General features: G+C 69.6%; 17 protein-coding genes and 1 pseudogene. 7 read left to right on the plus strand and 11 right to left on the minus strand.

What is annotated here, in order from left to right; all coding sequences use genetic code 11:
- Positions 1 to 110: 110 nt before the first annotated feature.
- On the minus strand, positions 111 to 542 hold the full coding sequence (locus HW466_RS18575) for an Lrp/AsnC family transcriptional regulator (protein WP_059449152.1): 432 nt from the start codon (positions 540 to 542) through the stop codon (positions 111 to 113).
- A 295-nt stretch (positions 543 to 837) separates the two neighbouring features.
- Here HW466_RS18575 and HW466_RS18580 point away from each other — a divergent pair, with 295 nt between their 5' ends.
- Together HW466_RS18580 and ctlX are read left to right on the plus strand one after the other, a co-directional pair.
- Positions 838 to 1,917 (plus strand): ornithine cyclodeaminase, encoded by a 1,080-nt coding sequence (locus HW466_RS18580; protein ID WP_059503894.1) that lies wholly within the window; start codon positions 838 to 840, stop codon positions 1,915 to 1,917.
- Positions 1,918 to 1,975: 58 nt separating this feature from the next.
- Complete coding sequence (ctlX, locus tag HW466_RS18585) at positions 1,976 to 2,977, plus strand: citrulline utilization hydrolase CtlX (protein WP_151004718.1); 1,002 nt, start codon at positions 1,976 to 1,978, stop codon at positions 2,975 to 2,977.
- A 153-nt stretch (positions 2,978 to 3,130) separates the two neighbouring features.
- Here the strand turns inward: ctlX and HW466_RS18590 are convergent, their stop codons facing one another.
- The 4 genes and pseudogenes from HW466_RS18590 to HW466_RS18605 form a co-directional block, all read right to left on the minus strand.
- The gene (locus HW466_RS18590; RefSeq protein WP_174905507.1) at positions 3,131 to 5,932 is read right to left on the minus strand and encodes an Hsp70 family protein; all 2,802 of its coding nucleotides are present in this window, start codon (positions 5,930 to 5,932) and stop codon (positions 3,131 to 3,133) included.
- Positions 5,933 to 5,937: 5 nt separating this feature from the next.
- Complete coding sequence (locus HW466_RS18595) at positions 5,938 to 7,779, minus strand: Hsp70 family protein (protein WP_059542919.1); 1,842 nt, start codon at positions 7,777 to 7,779, stop codon at positions 5,938 to 5,940.
- Entirely contained in the window at positions 7,776 to 8,381 is a 606-nt protein-coding gene (locus tag HW466_RS18600; RefSeq protein WP_174905506.1) for a DUF2760 domain-containing protein, read from the minus strand. Before HW466_RS18600 ends, HW466_RS18595 begins: the two co-directional genes overlap by 4 nt.
- 271 nt (positions 8,382 to 8,652) lie before the next feature.
- Positions 8,653 to 8,820: pseudogene (locus HW466_RS18605) on the minus strand (transcriptional regulator); the annotation flags it as partial.
- 77 nt (positions 8,821 to 8,897) lie between these two features.
- Here HW466_RS18605 and HW466_RS18610 point away from each other — a divergent pair.
- Entirely contained in the window at positions 8,898 to 9,620 is a 723-nt protein-coding gene (locus HW466_RS18610; protein ID WP_151006376.1) for an HAD family hydrolase, read from the plus strand.
- Positions 9,621 to 9,692: 72 nt separating this feature from the next.
- Here HW466_RS18610 and HW466_RS18615 read toward each other — a convergent pair whose 3' ends face one another.
- Together HW466_RS18615 and HW466_RS18620 are read right to left on the minus strand one after the other, a co-directional pair.
- Positions 9,693 to 10,310 carry a glutathione S-transferase family protein gene (locus tag HW466_RS18615; protein ID WP_059449159.1) on the minus strand — a complete coding sequence of 206 codons (618 nt, stop codon included), beginning with the start codon at positions 10,308 to 10,310 and terminating at the stop codon, positions 9,693 to 9,695.
- 94 nt (positions 10,311 to 10,404) lie between these two features.
- Entirely contained in the window at positions 10,405 to 10,773 is a 369-nt protein-coding gene (locus tag HW466_RS18620; protein ID WP_151006373.1) for a YciI family protein, read from the minus strand.
- 82 nt (positions 10,774 to 10,855) lie between these two features.
- On the opposite strand from HW466_RS18620, the gene HW466_RS18625 reads away from it, so the two are divergent.
- Positions 10,856 to 11,323 carry a MarR family winged helix-turn-helix transcriptional regulator gene (locus HW466_RS18625; RefSeq protein WP_059449161.1) on the plus strand — a complete coding sequence of 156 codons (468 nt, stop codon included), beginning with the start codon at positions 10,856 to 10,858 and terminating at the stop codon, positions 11,321 to 11,323.
- An 18-nt stretch (positions 11,324 to 11,341) separates the two neighbouring features.
- Here the strand turns inward: HW466_RS18625 and HW466_RS18630 are convergent, their stop codons facing one another.
- The gene (locus HW466_RS18630; RefSeq protein ID WP_151006374.1) at positions 11,342 to 11,935 is read right to left on the minus strand and encodes a TetR/AcrR family transcriptional regulator; all 594 of its coding nucleotides are present in this window, start codon (positions 11,933 to 11,935) and stop codon (positions 11,342 to 11,344) included.
- 118 nt (positions 11,936 to 12,053) lie between these two features.
- Here HW466_RS18630 and HW466_RS18635 point away from each other — a divergent pair, with 118 nt between their 5' ends.
- Positions 12,054 to 13,109 carry a saccharopine dehydrogenase family protein gene (locus tag HW466_RS18635; protein WP_174905505.1) on the plus strand — a complete coding sequence of 352 codons (1,056 nt, stop codon included), beginning with the start codon at positions 12,054 to 12,056 and terminating at the stop codon, positions 13,107 to 13,109.
- Positions 13,096 to 13,863: an isocitrate lyase/PEP mutase family protein gene (locus HW466_RS18640; protein ID WP_059503916.1), complete on the plus strand. Its 768-nt coding sequence runs from the start codon at positions 13,096 to 13,098 to the stop codon at positions 13,861 to 13,863. The genes HW466_RS18635 and HW466_RS18640 overlap by 14 nt, the downstream gene beginning before the upstream one ends.
- 152 nt (positions 13,864 to 14,015) lie before the next feature.
- Here HW466_RS18640 and HW466_RS18645 read toward each other — a convergent pair whose 3' ends face one another.
- Entirely contained in the window at positions 14,016 to 15,227 is a 1,212-nt protein-coding gene (locus HW466_RS18645; RefSeq protein WP_174905504.1) for an MFS transporter, read from the minus strand.
- A gap of 70 nt (positions 15,228 to 15,297) precedes the next feature.
- Here HW466_RS18645 and HW466_RS18650 point away from each other — a divergent pair, with 70 nt between their 5' ends.
- Positions 15,298 to 16,332, plus strand: coding sequence for an AraC family transcriptional regulator (locus tag HW466_RS18650; protein ID WP_151006879.1), 1,035 nt, complete (start codon positions 15,298 to 15,300; stop codon positions 16,330 to 16,332).
- Positions 16,333 to 16,425: 93 nt separating this feature from the next.
- Here the strand turns inward: HW466_RS18650 and HW466_RS18655 are convergent, their stop codons facing one another.
- A complete protein-coding gene (locus HW466_RS18655) occupies positions 16,426 to 16,656 on the minus strand; it encodes a hypothetical protein (protein WP_151005962.1) in 231 nt (76 codons plus the stop codon).
- On the minus strand, positions 16,653 to 18,563 hold the full coding sequence (locus HW466_RS18660) for a DUF3857 domain-containing transglutaminase family protein (RefSeq protein WP_151005960.1): 1,911 nt from the start codon (positions 18,561 to 18,563) through the stop codon (positions 16,653 to 16,655). The genes HW466_RS18655 and HW466_RS18660 overlap by 4 nt, the downstream gene beginning before the upstream one ends.
- Positions 18,564 to 18,748: the final 185 nt, after the last annotated feature.

Raw genomic sequence — 18,748 nt, forward strand, 5'->3', positions numbered from 1 at the left:
CGGCTCGTCAAACCGGCAGTCGCGCAACGGCCGCCACAACGCGCCGACGCCGGCGCGTTTCCCGACATCCACGGCATCGCTCTTTCGGCAAAACCGATGCAACGAAATGGCTAGGCCTTGTGCGTCGACAACAGGATGCTCGTTTCGGTATTCGCGATCCCGTCGATCAGGCGGATCGCGCCGAGCACGCGATCGAAATGCTCGAGCGAATCGGCATGCAGCTCGGCGACCAGGTCCCAGCGCCCGTTGGTGCTGTGGATCGACGCGACGTTCGGATGCCCGCGCAGCACCTTCACCACTTCCGCGCCGCGATTGCCCTGCACGGCGATCGACATCAGCGCGCGGATCCGGTGTCGTTCGGCCGCCGGCTTGAGCCGCACCGTGTAGCCGACGATCACGCCGTTCTTCTCCAGCCGCGTCAGCCGGTTCTGCACGGTCGCGCGCGCGACGCGCAATTCCTTCGCGAGGGTGACGACGGGCATCCGCGCGTTGTCGCGCAGCAGCGCGATGAGCTGCCGGTCGACGTCGTCGAGCGTAATCATGAACGGACCTTCCTGTTGAGCGTGAGACGACCGACAGCGTGTCGGACCGCGCGCAATTCGACCAGCGCGGTTTGTACAAACTGCCGGATACGACCAGCAATTTGCCAAGTCTATCGATAAATCTGCCACTTTTGCCGTCTTTTTGTTGGCTCGACTCACCGAAATAATGACTCCATCGACCGGCCGCACACGCCGCGCCGCCGCTTTTGATGGAGCCGGGGCCCGGGCCGTCGCGCCCGCCCCGGTCGACCAGCATGCCTGGACACCCGTACCGGCACAAATTGGAGACAGACCGATGACCCGCTTCCTCGACGTTCCCGCGACCGCCCGACTGATCGCCAGCACTGGCGTCACGCCGTTCCTGCGTGAGCTCGTCGACACGCTGCGCGCCGACTACCTGCGCTGGGCCGATTTCGACAAATCGCCGCGCGTCGCCTGCCACTCGCGCGACGGCGTGATCGAGCTGATGCCCGTGGCGAACGCTTCGTTGTTCGCGTTCAAGTACGTGAACGGCCATCCCGTCAACGCCGCGCGCGGCATGCACACGGTGATGGCGTTCGGCGCGCTTGCCGAAGTCGACACCGGGTACCCGCTGCTGCTCGCCGAACTCACGCTGACCACCGCGCTGCGCACGGCCGCGACGTCGGTGCTCGCCGCGCAGGCGCTCGCCCGCCGCGACTCGCGCACGATGGCGCTGATCGGCAACGGCGCGCAGAGCGAATTCCAGGCCATCGCGTTCCACACGCTGCTCGGCATCGACGAAATCCGCGTGTTCGACGTCGACCGCCACGCGACCGACAAGCTCGTGAAGAACCTCGCCGCGTACCCGGAATTGCGCGTCGTGCGCGCCGCGTCGACGGCCGACGCCGTGCGCGGCGCCGACATCGTGACGACCGTCACCGCCGACAAGGCATACGCGACGATCGTCACGGCGGACATGATCGAGCCCGGCATGCACCTGAACGCGGTCGGCGGCGATTGCCCGGGGAAGACCGAGCTCGAAGCGGGCGTGCTGACCGCAGGCCGCGTGTTCGTCGAATTCGAGCCGCAGTCGCGTATCGAGGGCGAAATCCAGCAGATGCCGGCCGACTTCCCCGTGACCGAATTGTGGCGCGTGCTGCAAGGCGAGACGACCGGCCGCGAACGCGCGGACGAAGTCACCGTGTTCGACTCGGTCGGCTTCGCACTCGAGGACTACTCGGCGCTGCGCTACCTGTATGCGCTCGCGCAGCAGCACAACGCGGGCGTCGAGATCGCGCTGATTCCGCCGGCCGTCGATCCGAAGAACCTGTTCGCGCTGATCGACGATCCGGCCGCGGTCGCGCAAGGGCACGCAGCCTTCGTGACCGAAGCCGTCGCCGCGTTCGCGCGCTGATTGTCATCCCGGGCGGCGTGCACGCCGCCCTGCTCCCCGCCTCTCGCCGTTACCGCTCATGAATCTCGTATCGATCCAGGCGCCGGCCGCCGTCGTGATGATCCGGCCGCACCGCTTCCTGCCGAATCCGCAGACCGCCGCCGACAACGCGTTCCAGCGCACGGCCGCCGCCGGGGCAAACGACACCGCGTCGGTGTCGGCCGCCGCGCGCGACGAAGTCACGGCCGCGGCGCACACGCTCACGGACGCAGGCGTGCGCGTACATGTGTTCGACGACCACGGCGAGCGCGACACGCCCGACTCCGTATTCCCGAACAACTGGTTCTCGACGCATGCAGGCGGCCACATCGCACTGTTTCCGATGTATAGCCCGAACCGCCGCCGCGAGCGGCGCGCGGACATCGTCGAGATGCTGAAAGCGGAATACCGCGTACAGGACGTGATCGACTACTCGGGGCTCGAATACGACGACGTGTTCCTGGAAGGCACCGGCGCGATGGTGCTCGACCACGTCGCGCGGATCGCATACACCGCGCGTTCGCGCCGCGCCGATCCGGTCGCGCTCGAGCGTTTCTGCACGAACTTCAACTTCGAGCCGATCTGCTTCGACACGGCCGACGCGCACGGCAAGCCGATCTATCACACGAACGTGATGATGAGCGTCGCAACCGACTTCGCGATGGTGGGCGTCGACCTGATCGCCGATCGGCGGCGCCGTGACGAAATCGTCCAACGACTGACCGAGACGGGCCGCGCGGTGATCGCGCTCGATCACGCACAGATCGCGAATTTCGCGGGCAATACGCTGGAACTGTCGGGCACGAACGGCCGCGTGCTCGCGCTGTCGCGGCGCGCGTTCGACTGTCTCACCGGCGCGCAGCGCGCGACGATCGAACGCAGCGCACGGCTGCTGCCGCTCGACGTGCCGACGATCGAACTGGCCGGCGGCTCGGTGCGCTGCATGCTCGCGGGAATTCATCTCGCGCGGCGGACGACCGCGCGGGATGCGCCCGCCGTGGAACCGTCCGCGTTGCCGCGCGAGACGTCGCCGCAAATCTGACCACCCGGCTTACAAAGCGCAGAACGGTTGCCGATGCGATGCAACGACAACCGTTCCTTATTTGAAGGCGATTGAACCGGCGAGCGTCAGCCCGCATCGGCAATGCCGCAGAATGCTCCGGGATCCGAACGATACCCAAGCCCGCCGCACTGCTCACCCCGCCAGCAGCTTCAACCCGGCCGGCAGCGTTTCGCCGAACACGCGTGCGGTGTCGGCCTCGTCGAACGCGATCGCCTCGCGAACCATGTCGATCCACGCGGCCGACACATTCGCGGAAGACAGACGCTTGATCACCGCCTCGCGCGTTTCATCCGGCAAATCGCGTTCGCGGTCGCCCGTCATCCGCGCGATTTGCGCGACCGCGAATGCCGCGGGTTCGACCTGCTTCCAGTCGAGCGCGAACAGCGCATCGAGCCAGCGCGTCGCGACGTCGGCCGGCACGACACTGTGCGCGCTGCCGTAGAACGGCCGCCGCGCGCCGATCCGTCCGAGCGCCCACGCGCACAGCGTGCGTTCGGACGGCTTCTGCAATTGCACGATCAAACGCTCGGCCAGCTCCACCTTGCGCTCGACCGGCAATCGCTCGAGCGACGCGGACAAGCGCGTCATGTCGGCCGGGCCGACCTTGGCCGGATCGAACGGCAGCTTGCGGCGCTTGTCGTCGGACGGTTCGAGGAACGCGATCGCATCGCGCACCTGCGTCTGCGCGTCGTCGTCGAGGCCGCCTGCCACGCGCCGCCACAGCGTCCACCACTCGGACCACACCTGCGCGTCGTTCACGTACTGAATCCCGTCGTCGAACAGCGGCCAAAGCTGCTCGATGCGCCACGCATCGAGCGGATGGCCGAAGCCCGGACGCAGGCAATAACCGGCAAGGTTCAGCCATGCCCGCTCGTGATCGGCCGAACGCCGGCGACGGCGCGCGCGCGCGAGCAGTGCGTCGAACAGTTCGCGCGCGAGCGCGACGTCCCACTCGTCGCGCGGCCCGAGCACCTGTTCAAGTTGCGCACGCAACCGTCGCGTGTCCTTCGGCGTGACGTTCGCGGCCTTGCTGCCGAACGAACGGTCGATCAGCTCGATCGCTTGATCGAGACGCGGATGGCGCGCAAGCGCGGTGTCGTCGGCCTGCGCGGGCGCATCGCCGCGCAACTGGAATTCGAGCCGCCAGCGCCGCGTCGCATCGTCAGTCGCGATGCAGTGCATTTCGAGCGTGCCGACTTCGGTCAGCGACGCGGTGAGTTTCACCGGCGTTTCGCGCGCATCGCCGCCGGCTTGCCGGTCGACGACCGTCGCGATCGGCGGCAACCGCACGAAATCGCCGCCGTCCAGTTCGACGAGATCGCCGGGCCGGTATGCCGTGTCGGCTACCGTCGATACGAGGTGGAAACGCACGGGCTGCCCGAGCTGCAGCGCAAACGTGCGCTGCTCGAGCCGGATCTCGCGGCCCTCTTCCGAACCGCGCGGCAACAGGCAGACACCGCGCGGGGCCGCGTCGGCGTCGCCATCGTCGAGCACGAGGAAATAACTGCGCGCGGAGCCGCCGCCGATGCGCGGTGCATGCCCGGCCCGCGCCAGCCCGTAGGCCACCGCGCCGCGCGCGACCGCCACGTCCGGATGCGCGTTGTGCAGCACGTCGAGCGGTGCGCCGCGCCACGCGCCGAGCGTCTGCGCGAGACGGCCGGCGAGCGCGCCGGCGCGAAATACGCCGCCATTGAGCAGCAGCGTGTCGGGCAGCGGGCCTTCCGCATGGCGATTCAGGAACGCGGCGACGTGGCGCGTGACGGCCGGGTCGCTCGCATACGGCAAGCCGAATTCGACGATCGCGGCCCGCGCGCGGCGCGGCAGCTCGCCGGCCTCGACCTGCGGAAAGAAACCGTCGACGACGATCTGCTCGACCTCCTGCCGCGTCAGCTCGGCCGAGCGCGCGCCGCCGACGAGCTTGCTGCCCGCGCCGAGCAGCGTCACGGTGACGGACGCCGGCGCGTCGTCGCCGAGCAGCCGCTCCTTCGCCGCGCGGCAGCGTTCGACGAGCTGCGACAGGCTCGCGGCCGACAACCGCGTGCCGGGCTCGGTCAACCTCGGCTCGAGCAGGCGCGCGAGCGCGAGGTCCATGTTGTCGCCGCCGAGCATCAGGTGATTGCCGACCCCGACGCGCGTGAAGGCTGGTTCGCCGTCGTCGCCCGGGGCAACGTCGACGAGCGTCAGATCGGTCGTGCCGCCGCCGACGTCGCAGATCAGCACGCGGCGCGCGGCGGCAAACGTGTCGCGCAACGTCGCGCGCTGGCCGTACAACCAGTCGTAGAACGCGGCCTGCGGCTCTTCCAGCAGCCGCAACGCCGGCAGCTTCGCGCGTCTGGCGGCCTCGACCGTCAATGCGCGCGCGCCGTCGTCGAACGACGCCGGCACCGTCAGAATGACGTCCTGCTTCGCGAGCGGCGCATCGGGAAAGCGTGCGTCCCACGCGGCACGCACGTGCGCGAGATAGCTCGCGCTCGCATCGACCGGCGACACCTTGTCGACGCCCTCGGCCGCGCCCCACGGCAGGATCGCCGCGAGCCGGTCGACCGATGCGTGCGACAGCCAGCTCTTCGCGCTGGTGACGAGCCGGCCCGGCACCTGCGCGCCGAGCGTGCGCGCATAACGTCCGATCACGGGCGGCGGCGCATCGTCGGCGCCGCCGTCGCGACCGGCCGAACCGCCCTCACCGCCGCCGCCGGAACGGGCGGCCGCGTCGCGCGCGCCGGCCGCCTGCCACGGCAACCTCAACGCTTCCGCCGCGAGTTCGCCCGCCGCCGGGTGATAGCGCACCGACGGCAGCAGCGGCTGCGCGGCCACCGCGCCGGGGCCGACCAGCTGCTCGACGTCGAACACGCGGATCGCGTCGGAGCCGGCCTCGACGTATGCGACGACCGTGTTGCTCGTGCCGAGGTCGATGCCGACCGTATAGCGCTTCATCGCGCTCAGGCGGCGCCGCGCACGTCGAACTCGACCTTCCAGCGCTCGTTCGTGCCGCTCGGGATCGCCTCGAGCTCGAGCGTGCCGGCTTCGGTCACGCGCGCATGCAGCTTCACCGGCACGACCTCGCCGACCGTGCGCCCTTCGGCGGGCAGCGTCGCCTGGATTTCCTCGAGCTCCTGCAGCTCCTCGGGCGACCAGTAGTCGAGCAGCGTGCCGACCTGGTCCTGGCGGCGCACCGACGACCCGAAGAAGCGGAACTGCACCGGCTCGCCGACGACGAGGCCGAACTCCTGCGGCGGCAACGCCGCATCCGTGCCTTCCTCCATCCCGAACGGCGCAACGCAGAGCGCCTGCACCGGCGGCTCCAGCCCCGGCACGGCGGGCATCGCCGATTCGATCGCGACGTAGTACGCGCGCGCCGTGCCGCCGCGAATGCGCACGCCGCGGCCGCGCTTCACGTAACCGTAATAAGCCGCGCCGCGCGCGACCGCCAGATCGAGATCCGCGCCTTCGAGCAGGCGCGCGGGCGCTGCGCCTTCGGCGGCCAGCCAGCCGTTGAGCGTGTCGAGCACGCGCTGAGTGAGCAACGTCGACTTGAACACGCCGCCGTTGAACAGAACCGCCGTCGGATGGAGGAACGTCGCGCCTTGCGGCAGCGTGCGCTGCACGCCGTCGAGCGTGTCGAGCGCCGCGACCTGGCGGCCGAGGAACGCCGCGAGATGGCGCGTGATGCCCGCGTCCTGCGCATACGGCAGGCCGAGCTGCGTCAGGCCGACGCGCGCACGGCTCACCGGACGCGCCGCCGCGTCGACTTGCGGGAAGAAGCCTTCGAGGATCGTCTGCGTGAGTTCCGCGCGCGTCAGCTCCGTGCGGATCGAGCCGCCGATCAGCTTCGAGCCGCGGCTCGGCACGACGAGCGGCACCGCATCGGTCGTCGGGTCGGACAGCAGCGTTTCCTTCGCCGCGCGGCACGCGTAGGTCAGCGCGCGCAGTTGCCACGGATCGGCCTGCGTGCCCTGCTGCGCGAGCTTGCGCGCGACCACGTGCGCGAGCGCGAGATCCATGTTGTCGCCGCCGAGCAGGATGTGCTCGCCGACCGCCACGCGATGCAGTTCGAGATTGCCTTCGCGCTCGACCACCGCGATCAGCGACAGGTCGGTCGTGCCGCCGCCGACGTCCACGCACAGGATCAGGTCGCCGACCTGCACCTGCTTGCGCCAGCCGCCTTCGCTCTTCTGGATCCAGCTGTAGAGCGCGGCCTGCGGCTCCTCGAGCAGCGTCATCCGCGAATAGCCGGCGGCACGCGCGGCTTCGGCCGTCAGTTCGCGCGCGGCCGGATCGAACGACGCGGGGATCGTGACCGTCACGTCCTGGTCGGCGAACGGCGCGTCCGGATGCGCGTGGTCCCACGCTTCGCGCAGATGCGTCAGGTAGCGGATCGAGCTTTCCAGCGGCGACACGCGCGACACTTCCGGCGGCGCATCGCTCGGCAGGATCGCCGCGCGGCGGTCGACGCCCGGATGGCACAGCCAGCTCTTCGCGCTCGACACGAGGCGAATCGGCGTGCCCGCGCCGCGCGTGCGCGCCATTTCGCCGACGGCGAAGGTGCGCGTGGCCGTCCACGGCAGCGTCAGGTCGCCCTGTGTCAGCTCGCTTTCATGCGGAAGATAGAGGAACGACGGCAGCAGGTCGCGCGACTCCAGCGCACCGGGTGCGGTCAGCTGCGCGATCGGCAGCACCTGCTGCGTGATCTTCTCGCCGTCGCTGGCGGCGCTGTCGACGTACGACAGCGCGCAATGGGTCGTACCGAGGTCGATACCGATCGAATAGCGCGGATCGCTCACAGTTCCACCTCCGCCGGTGCGATCACCGATGCGTCGTGGCTGCCCGTCAGCTTCGGCAGGCGCACGTCGGCCACGCGCCAGCCGCGATGGCTGACCGTGCCCGTGAACGGCGCGGCGCCGACCACGTTGCCCGTCACGCGCACGGCCGTCGCGTCGAAGCCGGCCGGCAGCGTCACGCGGCTGCCTTCGGCTTCATCGCGCACCGGCACGATCGTGAAATGCTCGCGCAACGCGGCACGGCAGCCGTCGTGCACGAGGCGTGCGGCCGCGCCGATGTCGGCGTCCGTATAGCCGGCGATGTCTTCCTCGACGAAGTCGATGAAGCGCGCATCGCGCTGCAGCAGGCCCAACAGTTGCAGCGCGGCTTGCGGGCTCGCTTCGCGCAACTCGGGGGCCGGTGCCTTCACGGGCGCGGGTGCGGGTGCGGGTGCGGGTGCGGGTGCGGGCGCCGGGGCTGCGGCGGGTGCCGGCGCAACCGGGGCCGGGGCGCCATCGCGCACGCGCAGCACGTCGGCCGCGAACTCGCGGTTGCCGATCACGGAGAAGAACGTGCCGACGGCCAGCGACAGCCGGCCGAAAAAGGACAGGTTGGATTCGGGCATGGGGTCTGGACTCCTGTGGGCTCGCAACACGGCGAGCGTCTTGCCTGGGCGCCGGGCGGCGGCGTGCGATGGCGCACCGCCGCCGCCCCGGCGCGTGATTCGGGCGCGCCCTCTCGGGTGCGGAAAACCCGTATTTTGCCCTGTGGCGGGCAAACCGGGCAGAAGTTGGGGGACAGAACACGACGGCACGCGGGTTTCGCGCCACGCCGGATTGTGTCGGACTGCCGTCTATCGGGTGACGGTCGTGCGGCGGCCGCGATGTTGCGGCGCGTCAGCGCGGCTTGCGGCGGCGCGCCGCCTTCGTGTCGAAATCGCGTGACGGCGTGCCGAGCGTGACCTTCCCGAAGTGCGCAAGCAGCACCGCCCCGGCCTCCTTCAGCGTGACCGACAGATGCGCGTTAACCGCCTGTTCGACCAGGCATGCGGGTGCATCGTCGGCGCCGACGGGCAGGTCGTGCGGATCGATGCGCTGTTCATCGGCGCGCGCACGGAGACGGCGTGATATCTTCCATCGCCATGCATCTGTCCAACGTTTCCGCCATCTCGTTCGATCTGGACGACACGCTGTGGCCGTTCGGCCCGTCCGTCGAACGGGCCGAGGCGTCGCTGCATGCGTGGCTGGTCGCGCATGCGCCCAACACCGCGAGCGTGCTGCCCACGTCGCAGGCACTGAGCCGGCTGCGCGACGAATACGAGCGCTTGCGGCCGGACCTCGCCGGAGACTACCGTGCGTTGCGCATCGGCTCGATCCGGCTTGCGCTCGAACGCGCGAGCGAAGACGTCACACTGACCGAGCGCGCCTACGACGTGTTCTATTCCGCGCGAAACGAGGTCGAGTTCTTCGACGATGCATTGCCGGCGCTCGCATGGCTGAGCGCGCGATTTCCGCTGATCGCGGTGACGAACGGCAATGCGGACCTTCGGCTGACCGGCGGCGGCGAGTTCTTCCGCGAAACGCTCAGCGCACGCGCGTTCGGGTTCGCGAAACCGCAGCCTGAAATCTTCCATGCGGCCGCCGCGACGCTCGGCGTGCCGGCGGCGGAACTGCTCCACGTCGGCGACGACTTTCACCTCGATATCGTCGGCGCGTTGAATGCGGGGCTGCAGGCGGCGTGGGTCGTGCGCGACCAGGAGGCGGAAGCGGAGCACACCGCGCAGCGTACGCCATCCCCGCATCTGACCGTTCGCGACTTGTCGATGCTGTGTCGCGCGCTCGGCGGCCCCGCCGACACGCGATAACCGCACGCTCGCCAGGCCGAAAGATCGCGCGTTCAAAGTCGATCGCGCCGATCGGCACGACCGACCACCGCTTCACGCCGCCTTGCGCGCGTCCGCGATCCGCTGCGGCGCCTTCGGTCGCGCATAAAGCCGCTCGAGATACGCGCGCAATTGCGGGAACGGTTCGATCAGATGGCATTCGCTTGCCCAGTCGATCAGGTACACCGTCACGCAATCGGCCACCGTCAACGAATCGCCGACGATGAATTCGCGTCCTTCGAGATGCTTGTCGAGGATCGCCGCCATCGTCGCGAAATCCTCGCGGGCCAGCTCGATATCGGCCGGCGAGCGCTTTTCCGGCGGATAGATGAACGAATGGCGCGTAATCCGCCACAGCGGCTGCTCGAGCTCCGTCACCGCGAACATCACCCACCGATAGGCCTGTGCGCGCAGCGCCGGATCGGCGGGCAGCAGCGCCTTCTCCGGGTACTTGTCCGCGAGATACAGCACGATCGCGGCCGACTCGGGAATCACGAGGTCGCCGTCCACGAGCACGGGCACCTTGCCGGCCGGATTGAGGCGCAGGAATTCCGGCCGCTTGTGCTCGCCCTCGAGCAGGTTGACCGACACGAACTCGAAATCCGCGTCCAGTTCCTTGAGCCCCCAGAGCGCGCGTTGCGAGCGCGTGCCGGCGAATCCGTAAAGCTTCATCGCAATGTCTCCATCGATAATATGGGGAAAAATCGCCGCGCACGGGCGACGGGCCAGTGGCCGCGACGACCGCGCACGCAGCGCCAGTCGCCGCTCACATGCCCGGCACCGCCAGCACCGGCATCACATCGATCGCGTCGCCCGGGAACAGCGTGAAATGCGGATGGCCTTCGAACAGCGCGGCGGCCGCATCGTGCGAAGCGGCACGCACGACGGTGAAGCCGCTCATCGCATTGGCGGTGTCCGTCACGCCGCCCTTGTCGATCCTCTTGGTCTTGCCGAGCGGCCCGCCGAGCTCGACGACCGCATCGCGATGCCGCTCCACCCACGCGTGCCACGCGGCGATCCCGTCGCGCTCGCGCGCACGCCGCTCGTCCTCCGGGAGCGCCATCCATGCCTTCATCCCCGGGCTGTCCTTGCTGCCGAGGAATACCGCGAGATACAACTGCTGTTGCGCACTCATGCTTCCTCCGTCCGATGGCGGGAACGGCGGGTTGCCGCTCCTCGCCCTTGACACAATAGGTTGATATCAACACAATTGCAACATGGCACGCAAAGAAAAGCTCCCTTTCGAAACGACGCTGATGGTTCGCGATTGCTGTCTGTGCCTGCACATGCAGCGCGCGGCGCGCAATCTCGCGCGCATCTTCGACGATGTGCTGCGTCCGCTCGATCTCACCAACGGCCAGTTCTCGCTGCTGATGTCGCTGAACCGGCCGCAGCCGGCCCCGATGAAATCGGTCGCGTCGTTGCTCGCGATGGACCGCACCACGCTCACCGCCGCGCTCAAGCCGCTCGAGCGGCGCGGGCTGCTCACGATCACGCAGGATCCGGCCGACAAGCGCAGCCGCCTGCTCGAACTCACGCCGGCCGGCCATCGGTTGCTCGCCGAAGCGTTCCCGCTGTGGCAGCAGACGCATGCGGAGATCGAACGGCCGTTCGCGGCCGGCGAAATCGATGTGCTGCGCGGGCAGTTGCGCGCGCTGTCGGAGGATCCGGCTACGCGCGGCTGACGCGGCGCGCCGTGCGTTTCACTTGCGCGCTTTCCTCGGCATCAGCAGTTGCGCGAACTCCTGCAGAAAGCGCGCGGGCCCGTGCGCGTGCAGCGCCTGGCCGCTGCTGAGCGCGCCGTCGATGACGGTCGCAAGCCGCAGCGCATAGGTTTCCGGTTCGTCGATCCGCATCGCGCTGGCCAACTCCGTGAGCCGGCGCCGCAATTCCTGCTTGTGCGCGACCGCGACCTTGCGGGCCGGATGATTGGCGTCCGCGTACTCGGCGGCGATGTTGATCTGCGGACAGCCGCGATAACCGGGGCGCTCGATCCGCTCGCCGATCCATTGCAGTTGCGCATCCAGCTCTTCGCGCGGCGCGCGCCGGTACCGCGCGGCCACCGCGTCCCAGTGCGCCCAGAAGTCCGCATCCTCGCGCAGCAGAAATGCCTCGATCAGGTCGTCCTTCGTCGCGAAGTGTCGATATAGGCTCGTCTTCGCGACGCCCGCCTGCGCGACGATCAGGTCCACGCCGACCGCCCGCGTCCCTTCCTGGTAGAACAACGCGCTCGCCGTTTGCAGAATGCGTTCGCGCGTATCGAGTGTGCGCCCGTTCGTGTCCGTTCCCTGTTTCATTCAAGCCCGGCCGCCATGGCCGCCTGTCCCGCGAAAGTGCGTTCGATGATAGCACCCGGAAGTTGACGACGCTACAGGTCTGTACTATAAAACAGACCGATCTGTATCGGAGTTGACCATGGACGATCGAATGACGGTTGCTGTGTATGGAGCGACCGGCCACACGGCGCGGTTCGTCGTGGCCGAGCTGGAACGGCGCGGCGTCGGCGCGATCCGCATCGGGCGCGATGCCGCCCGGCTCGCGCAAGGCGGCCACGACGCGGCGCCGTGGCGCGTCGCGTCGGTCGACGATCCGGCCGCGCTCGACGCCGCATTGCGCGGCGCGCATGCGGTGATCAACTGCGCCGGCCCGTATCTCGATACCGCGCTGCCGCTCGCCGATGCGGCGTTGCGGGCCCGCATCCCGTATCTCGACCTGACGGCCGAGCAGCCGTCGGTCCAGGCGCTGACCGACCAGCGCGACACCCGGGCCCGCGCCGCCGGCGTGACGCTCGTGCCGGCCGCCGCGTTCTACGGCGGCCTCGCCGACCTGCTCGTCACCGCGGTCGTCGACCCACGCGAGCCGATCGAGCGCGTCGATGTCGCGACCGGCCTCGACAGTTGGCATCCGACGCGCGGCACGCGCGTGACCGGCGCGCGCAACCATGCGATCCGGCTGATCCGGAAGGACGGCAAGCCTACCGAGGTGCCGTCGACGCCGCGCGAACGCAGGTGGTCGTTCCCGGCGCCGCTCGGCGACATCGACGTGACGCTGCTGCCGTTTTCGGAAGTGATGACGCTCGCGCGTCATCTGCGCATCGATACGATCGAGTCCTGGCTCGCGACGCGTGCGCTGCGCGACGTGCGCGATGCCGGCACGCCGCCGCCGCAACCTGTCGACGCGCTCGGCCGCTCGGCGCAGCAATTCGTGATGGACGTGATCGTCGTGCAGAACGGCACCACGCATCGCGCGAGCGCGTCGGGGCGCGACATCTATGCGGTCAGCGCACCGCTCGTCGTCGAGGCGACGTGCCGCCTGCTGCGCGGCGCAACGCCGACGCCGGGCGGCGTACGCAGCCTGGGCGAACTGTTCGACGCACGCGATTTCCTCGCGGCGCTCGACACCGTCACCGTATCGTTCGACACGATCACCGATCGAAATTTCAACCGGAGGAACGAGCATGAGCCGCAATAACGACGAGAAAGCCGCGTATTTCCGTTCGCTTCACCGCGCGGGCCAGCCGCTCGCGCTGTTCAACGTGTGGGACGCCGGCAGTGCGCGCACGGTGGCCGACGCGGGGGGCGTCGCGCTGGCGACCGGCAGCTGGTCGGTCGCGGTCGCCAACGGCTTCGTCGACGGCGAGCAGATTCCGAAAGCGCTCGTGATGGAAGTGCTCGCGCGCATCGCGCACGCGACCGACCTGCCCGTCACCGTCGATCTCGAAAGCGGCTATGGCGAGCGGCTGGAGGATGTCGCCGACACGATCGCGCGCAGCATCGAGGCCGGCGCGATCGGCTGCAACCTCGAAGACAGTTTTCCGGCGACGGGCGAACTGCGCGCGGTCGACGCCGCGGCAGCGCGGCTGGCGGCGGCGCGGCAGGCGGCCGACCGCGCCCTGACCGGCTACTTCATCAACGCGCGCACCGACGTGTTCTTCAACGCCGCGGCCGACACGCACGACGAACGTTTGCTCGACGACGTGCTGACGCGCGCCCGTGCGTATGCGCAAGCCGGCGCCGACGGGCTCTTCGTGCCGGGGCTGCAGTCGCCGTCGCTGATTCGCGCGCTGACGGCGGCGTCGCCGCTGCCGGTGAACATCATGCGCGTGGCGGAAACACCGACGCTGGCCGAACTCGCGTCATACGGCGTCGCGCGCATCAGCCACGGGCCGTACCCTTATCTGCAGGCGATGAAGGCACTTGCGGCGGTGGTCAGGCAGGGAGGCTGATCGGCCGATGAGCTTCACATGAAACAAGCAGCGGGCGCGCTGCAACGTGCAGCGTGCCCGCGTCGGTCACTTCATCCGGATACACCGGATGCCCGACCGACGGGCCGCACCGGCGCGCGCTCACCGCGCACGTCGAGCGGCCCGCGTGCGTGTCACTCGGCGAGCGCCGATGCCACGCCCACCCGCTTCGGCACGCCGGTCACGATCGTCGCGACCGCCACGGCCAGCACCGCGGCCGCGCCCAGGAACACGCCGCCCGCGCCGTTCGCGTCGAACACGACGCCGCCCGCCGCCGCGCCCGTCGCGATCGCAAGCTGGATCGCCGCGACGATCAGCCCGCCCGCGCTCTCGGCTTCATCGGGCACGGTGCGCGTGACCCACGTCGACCATGCGACCGGCACGCCGCCGAACGCCATCCCCCACAACGCGACGAGCACCGCGTCGATCATCGGTGCGCGGCCGAGGGCGACGAGCGCGACGCCGAGCACGACCATCAGTGCCGGCATCCCGATCAGCATCGGCCGCAGCCGGCGCTCGAGCACGCGCCCCGCGAGCGACGTGCCGACGAAGTTCGCGATCCCGTAGCCGAGCAGAATCGCCGACAGTCCGTTCACGCCGACACCGGCAACCTGTTCGAGGAACGGCCGCAGATACGTGAAGAACGCGAAATGCCCGGTAAATACGAGGATCGTCGCGAACATGCCGAGGCCGACGGTCGGCCGGCGCAGCACGTCGACGAGCGTGCGCAGCCGCGTCGTGCCGCTCGGCGGCATCGACGGCAGCGTCAACACCTGCGACACGAATGCGAGACCGCCGAGCCCGGCCGCGATCAGGAACACGTTGCGCCAGCCGATCAGGTGCCCGAAATAACTGCCCATCGGCGCGGACGCGATCGTCGCGACCGCCACGCCGCTGAAGATGATCGACAGTGCGCGCGGCACCATCGCGGTCGGCACGAGCCGCATCGCGGTGGCGGTCGCCATCGTCCAGAAGCCGCCGAGTGCGACGCCGAGCACGACGCGGCCGATCAGCAACGTCGTCAGGTTGGGCGCGAACGCGACCGCGAGATTGGAGGCGACCAGCAGCACGGAGAACGCCAGCAGCACGCGCCGGCGGTCGATCGTGCGCGTCAGCGCCGAGATCAGCAGGCTCGTGACCAGCGCGACCGTCGCCGTGGCCGTGACGGCCTGGCCGGCCACGCCTTCGGTCACGCGGAGGCTGTCGGCCATCGGCGTGAGCAGGCTCGCGGGAAGGAATTCGGCGGTGACGAGACCGAACACGCCGAGCGTCATCGCAAAAACGGCGCCCCAGGCCGGCTCGCGGGGGGCCGCCGGGGTGGCGGCAGAGGAGATTCCGGGATTCATGCGTCGTTCCGAGTCGTATAGGGAAAATACTGATGAGGGCGTATCGTAAGGAACGGCAGCAGGACGGTCTATGACATACAATCCGCTCTTGTTGATCGATCGTCCGAATCTTGCGATGTCCGAACCTCTCCTTCCTCCCGTCCCCGACGTGCACGACCTCGTCAGCGAGCTGCTGCTGGGGATGCGCCTGAGCGGCGTGCAGTACCGCCGCATCCAGGTGCCGCGGCCGTTCGGGCTGAGTTTCGGCCATGCGCCGGGCCGCGCGCAGTTCCATTTCGTCGGGCGCGGGCCCGTGCTGCTGCGCGATGCCGACGGCACGACGATGCGGCTCGAGGCCGGCGACGCGATCCTGCTGCCGCACGGCCGCACGCACGCGCTGGTGTCCGACCCGGATGCGCCGTGCCGCGAAATTGCCGGGTTCGAGGCCGCGAAGATCTGCGACACGGTCGCGGCGGTGGGCGCGACGTCGTGCGCCGCGACGGAGCCGGCTGCCGGCGATGCGCTGATCTTCAGCGCGTGCATGGAGCTCGATCTCGGCGGCATGCAGCCGCTCGTCGGGACGATGCCGGAATTCATGCACGTCGGCACGCTGCTCGCGCGCTACCCGGAGATTCGACCGATGCTCGACGCGATGGAGCGCGAGTCGTGCTCCGAGCGCGCGGGCTTCGCGGGCATCCTCGCGCGGCTCGCGGACGTGGTCGCCGCGTTCATCGTGCGCGGCTGGGTCGAATGCGGGTGCGGCGACGCGACGGGCTGGGTTCAGGCGCTGCGCGAGCCGAAGCTCGGCCGTGCGATCGTCGCGCTGCATCGCGATCCGGGGCGCAACTGGAGCGTCGCGGATCTCGCCGCCGAAGCGGGCGTGTCGCGCTCGGTGTTCGCGGAGCGCTTTCTCGCGGCCACCGGGATGACGCCGGTGCGTTACCTGACCGAGCTGCGAATGCGGCTCGCCGCGCAGTGGATATCACGCGAAGGCGAGACGATCGAAGCCGTCGCGTACCGGCTCGGCTACGGGTCGCTCGCGGCGTTCAGCCGCGCGTTCAAGCGCGTGGTCGGCAGGCCGCCGGGGGCCGTGCGCGCCGAAAGCGACACGCACGCCGACGCGTGACGTGTAGCGCTCGCGCGCGGCGCGCGGCCACGCGAATGCCTGCCGAATCGCACCGGCATCGATCGACGCGCCGCCGCCCGTGATGAATTGCGGTCAGCCGCCGCGCGCGTCGAGCTTGTCGACCAGCGCCGTCGCGCACTGCACGGCCAGCGCCGCGCACCGCTCTGCGTCCACGGGCGCACCGTTTGCGACGGTGCCCTGCACGATCCGGCCCAGCAAATCTTTCGAGAGTTCGGCGATCTCGTTGTCCCGTTCCGTCATGATGTCCGTCCTTGCGCGTCGACCGATGGCGAGCGGCGCGCTCAATTTCCCCTGCCCGTTCATCGCCCTTTCGCCCGCACGACGATCTGCGCCTGCGTGTCGCGTTCGATGCGTTCGAGCGACGCACGCAGCGCCGCGAACGCGTCGGGCGTGCAGACCTGACGGCCGAATTCGGCGTTCATCCGCCGCGTGACCTGCACGACCCGCGTGGCCGCATCGAATACGTAATGCGACGTGAAGTCGACGAAGCGGTCGTGCACGGCCGCGTCGGCCGGCAGGTCCGTCACCGCAGCGTCGGCCGGCAGCGCGATCTGTCCGGTCTCCTCGAACGTCCCGCCGATGCACGTCCACGGCTGCGTGCGCACGGGTTCGGCCAGCCAGCCCTCGACCTGCGTCGCGATGCCGCCCGTGAGGCTCGACAGCATGGGCACGGCGGTCGTGCCGTCCGGCCATACGAAGTGATCGAGCGTGCCGTCATACGTCACGTCGAACGGGCCGGCCGTTGCGCGGCGATCGCTCGTCGCGATCCGTGCGCGACCGCGCAGCCCGCTTTGCCGCAGGCGTTCGTTCGCGAGCTGCCGGATGCGCTCGGGTGCCGCACGGCGAAACAGCGTGCGTTCGAGCTCGGCGGTCCAGCCGTCGTCCTCGACGAGCGCGTGAAACTGCGCGGCGCCCGGTTGCGCGGCGTCGATCGCCACGCGCGCGGTGCGATGCTTCGGCTGCGTGGCGGGCGTGCGCGACAGCACGCCGGTGTCGACGAGCAGCGCCGGCCGATCCATCACGATCGGCGGCAGGTAGCCGAACGCGATGCCGGCCGTCGTGGTGTCGGCGTACAGGCCCAGATCGGGCAGCCACGTGATCGCGTGATTGATCGCGCCGCCGCCGTAACCGGGCACCGACGGCAGCGTGTACACCGAGCCGAGATTGATCAGCACCGGTTCGCTGCGGATGCCGACCGCCGCGAGCAACGCGCCGAACAATGCGACGTGATCCTTGCAGTCGCCGTAGCGGTTGCGCAGGATGTCGGTCACGCGATGCGGCGCGGCAGCCGTCTCGCCGAGAAAGAGCGCGACGTAGCGCACGTTCGCCTGCACCCAGTCGTACAGGATGCGCGCCTTGTCGCGCGGATCGGCGGCACCGGCAGTGAGCGCGCGCGCGAGCTGCACGACGGCCGGATCGTTCGCGCCCGGGTCGACGGCCGCGTCGCGGTAGCGCGCGGCGAACGCCGCATAGTCGGGCAGCGTGGATACCACGAGCCGGTCGCCGTACGTCGGATAGCCGACCGCGCCGCTCTCGATGCGCTCGTACGGGCCGTGCCGGTAGTCGAATTCGTAGCGCGTGCGGCCGTTCGCGGTCACCGGCGGCAGTGCGACGTAGCCGCGCGCGTCCGCGTGCAGCGTCATGTCGGCCGGCACGTCGAAGATCAGCCGCTGATTCTCCACCGGCTCGCGCGACGGCTCGACGTAGTAGCCGAAATACCCGGCGTTGACGGGCCGCGTGCGCGACTTGCGGAATGCAACACGCGTGCTCGAGCCGGCCTCCACGCCCGGAAACACGACGGTGCGCAGCAACCCGTCCTGGAACGTCGGCGCGCCGGCCGAGCGCGGCTCCTGCACGTCGCGGATGCCGTCGGGGCCGACCGGATGCGCGACGCCGTCGCGATCGATCGTCTCCGCCGCGAGCAGGTCGACCTTTTCCAGGTTCTTGTCGAACCACACGTAGCGCTGCGCGACCGCGTCGATGCCGTTCGCGTTGTTCGCTCGCAGTGTCGAATCGTCGTGCTCGTCGAGCGAACCGTCGTGCTGGATCACGAATACATGGACATCGCTGACGAGCGTGACGGGCGCTTCGTCGTCCGCGTCCGCGAACACGGGACGCGCGAACGACAGCGCGGCCGCGACGGCGGCAATCGCCGGCACGGCGGCGCGGCCCGGCAGCCTGCGCATCGATCGGAACGGAAGACGCACCACGTCGAAGCTCTCCGCGCGTTCGTGTTCATGTCGGGACACAACGGACACGCATTCGCGCACGCCGCGCCCCGTCGTTCAAATCCAGTGTGGGTGACGTGCGCGCGAGCGTCAAGGCGCGGTGCGGCCGCCGCACCGGTCCGCACATTCCATCAGACGCGACCGACGGCGCGACGCCGCTTTCGACA

Source organism: Burkholderia territorii, assembly GCF_902833055.1.
In the GTDB taxonomy this organism is placed as follows: domain Bacteria; phylum Pseudomonadota; class Gammaproteobacteria; order Burkholderiales; family Burkholderiaceae; genus Burkholderia; species Burkholderia territorii.

Bases quoted from the DNA above. Each gene is read 5' to 3' on its own strand.
- HW466_RS18590 (WP_174905507.1), bottom strand. From the start codon at position 5,932: ATGAAGCGCTATACGGTCGGCATCGACCTCGGCACGAGCAACACGGTC.
- HW466_RS18635 (WP_174905505.1), top strand. From the start codon at position 12,054: ATGGACGATCGAATGACGGTTGCTGTGTATGGAGCGACCGGCCACACG.
- HW466_RS18610 (WP_151006376.1), top strand. From the start codon at position 8,898: ATGCATCTGTCCAACGTTTCCGCCATCTCGTTCGATCTGGACGACACG.
- HW466_RS18625 (WP_059449161.1), top strand. From the start codon at position 10,856: ATGGCACGCAAAGAAAAGCTCCCTTTCGAAACGACGCTGATGGTTCGC.
- HW466_RS18615 (WP_059449159.1), bottom strand. From the start codon at position 10,310: ATGAAGCTTTACGGATTCGCCGGCACGCGCTCGCAACGCGCGCTCTGG.
- HW466_RS18645 (WP_174905504.1), bottom strand. From the start codon at position 15,227: ATGAATCCCGGAATCTCCTCTGCCGCCACCCCGGCGGCCCCCCGCGAG.
- HW466_RS18600 (WP_174905506.1), bottom strand. From the start codon at position 8,381: ATGCCCGAATCCAACCTGTCCTTTTTCGGCCGGCTGTCGCTGGCCGTC.
- ctlX (WP_151004718.1), top strand. From the start codon at position 1,976: ATGAATCTCGTATCGATCCAGGCGCCGGCCGCCGTCGTGATGATCCGG.
- HW466_RS18650 (WP_151006879.1), top strand. From the start codon at position 15,298: ATGACATACAATCCGCTCTTGTTGATCGATCGTCCGAATCTTGCGATG.
- HW466_RS18655 (WP_151005962.1), bottom strand. From the start codon at position 16,656: ATGAACGGGCAGGGGAAATTGAGCGCGCCGCTCGCCATCGGTCGACGC.
- HW466_RS18640 (WP_059503916.1), top strand. From the start codon at position 13,096: ATGAGCCGCAATAACGACGAGAAAGCCGCGTATTTCCGTTCGCTTCAC.
- HW466_RS18575 (WP_059449152.1), bottom strand. From the start codon at position 542: ATGATTACGCTCGACGACGTCGACCGGCAGCTCATCGCGCTGCTGCGC.
- HW466_RS18630 (WP_151006374.1), bottom strand. From the start codon at position 11,935: ATGAAACAGGGAACGGACACGAACGGGCGCACACTCGATACGCGCGAA.
- HW466_RS18580 (WP_059503894.1), top strand. From the start codon at position 838: ATGACCCGCTTCCTCGACGTTCCCGCGACCGCCCGACTGATCGCCAGC.
- HW466_RS18620 (WP_151006373.1), bottom strand. From the start codon at position 10,773: ATGAGTGCGCAACAGCAGTTGTATCTCGCGGTATTCCTCGGCAGCAAG.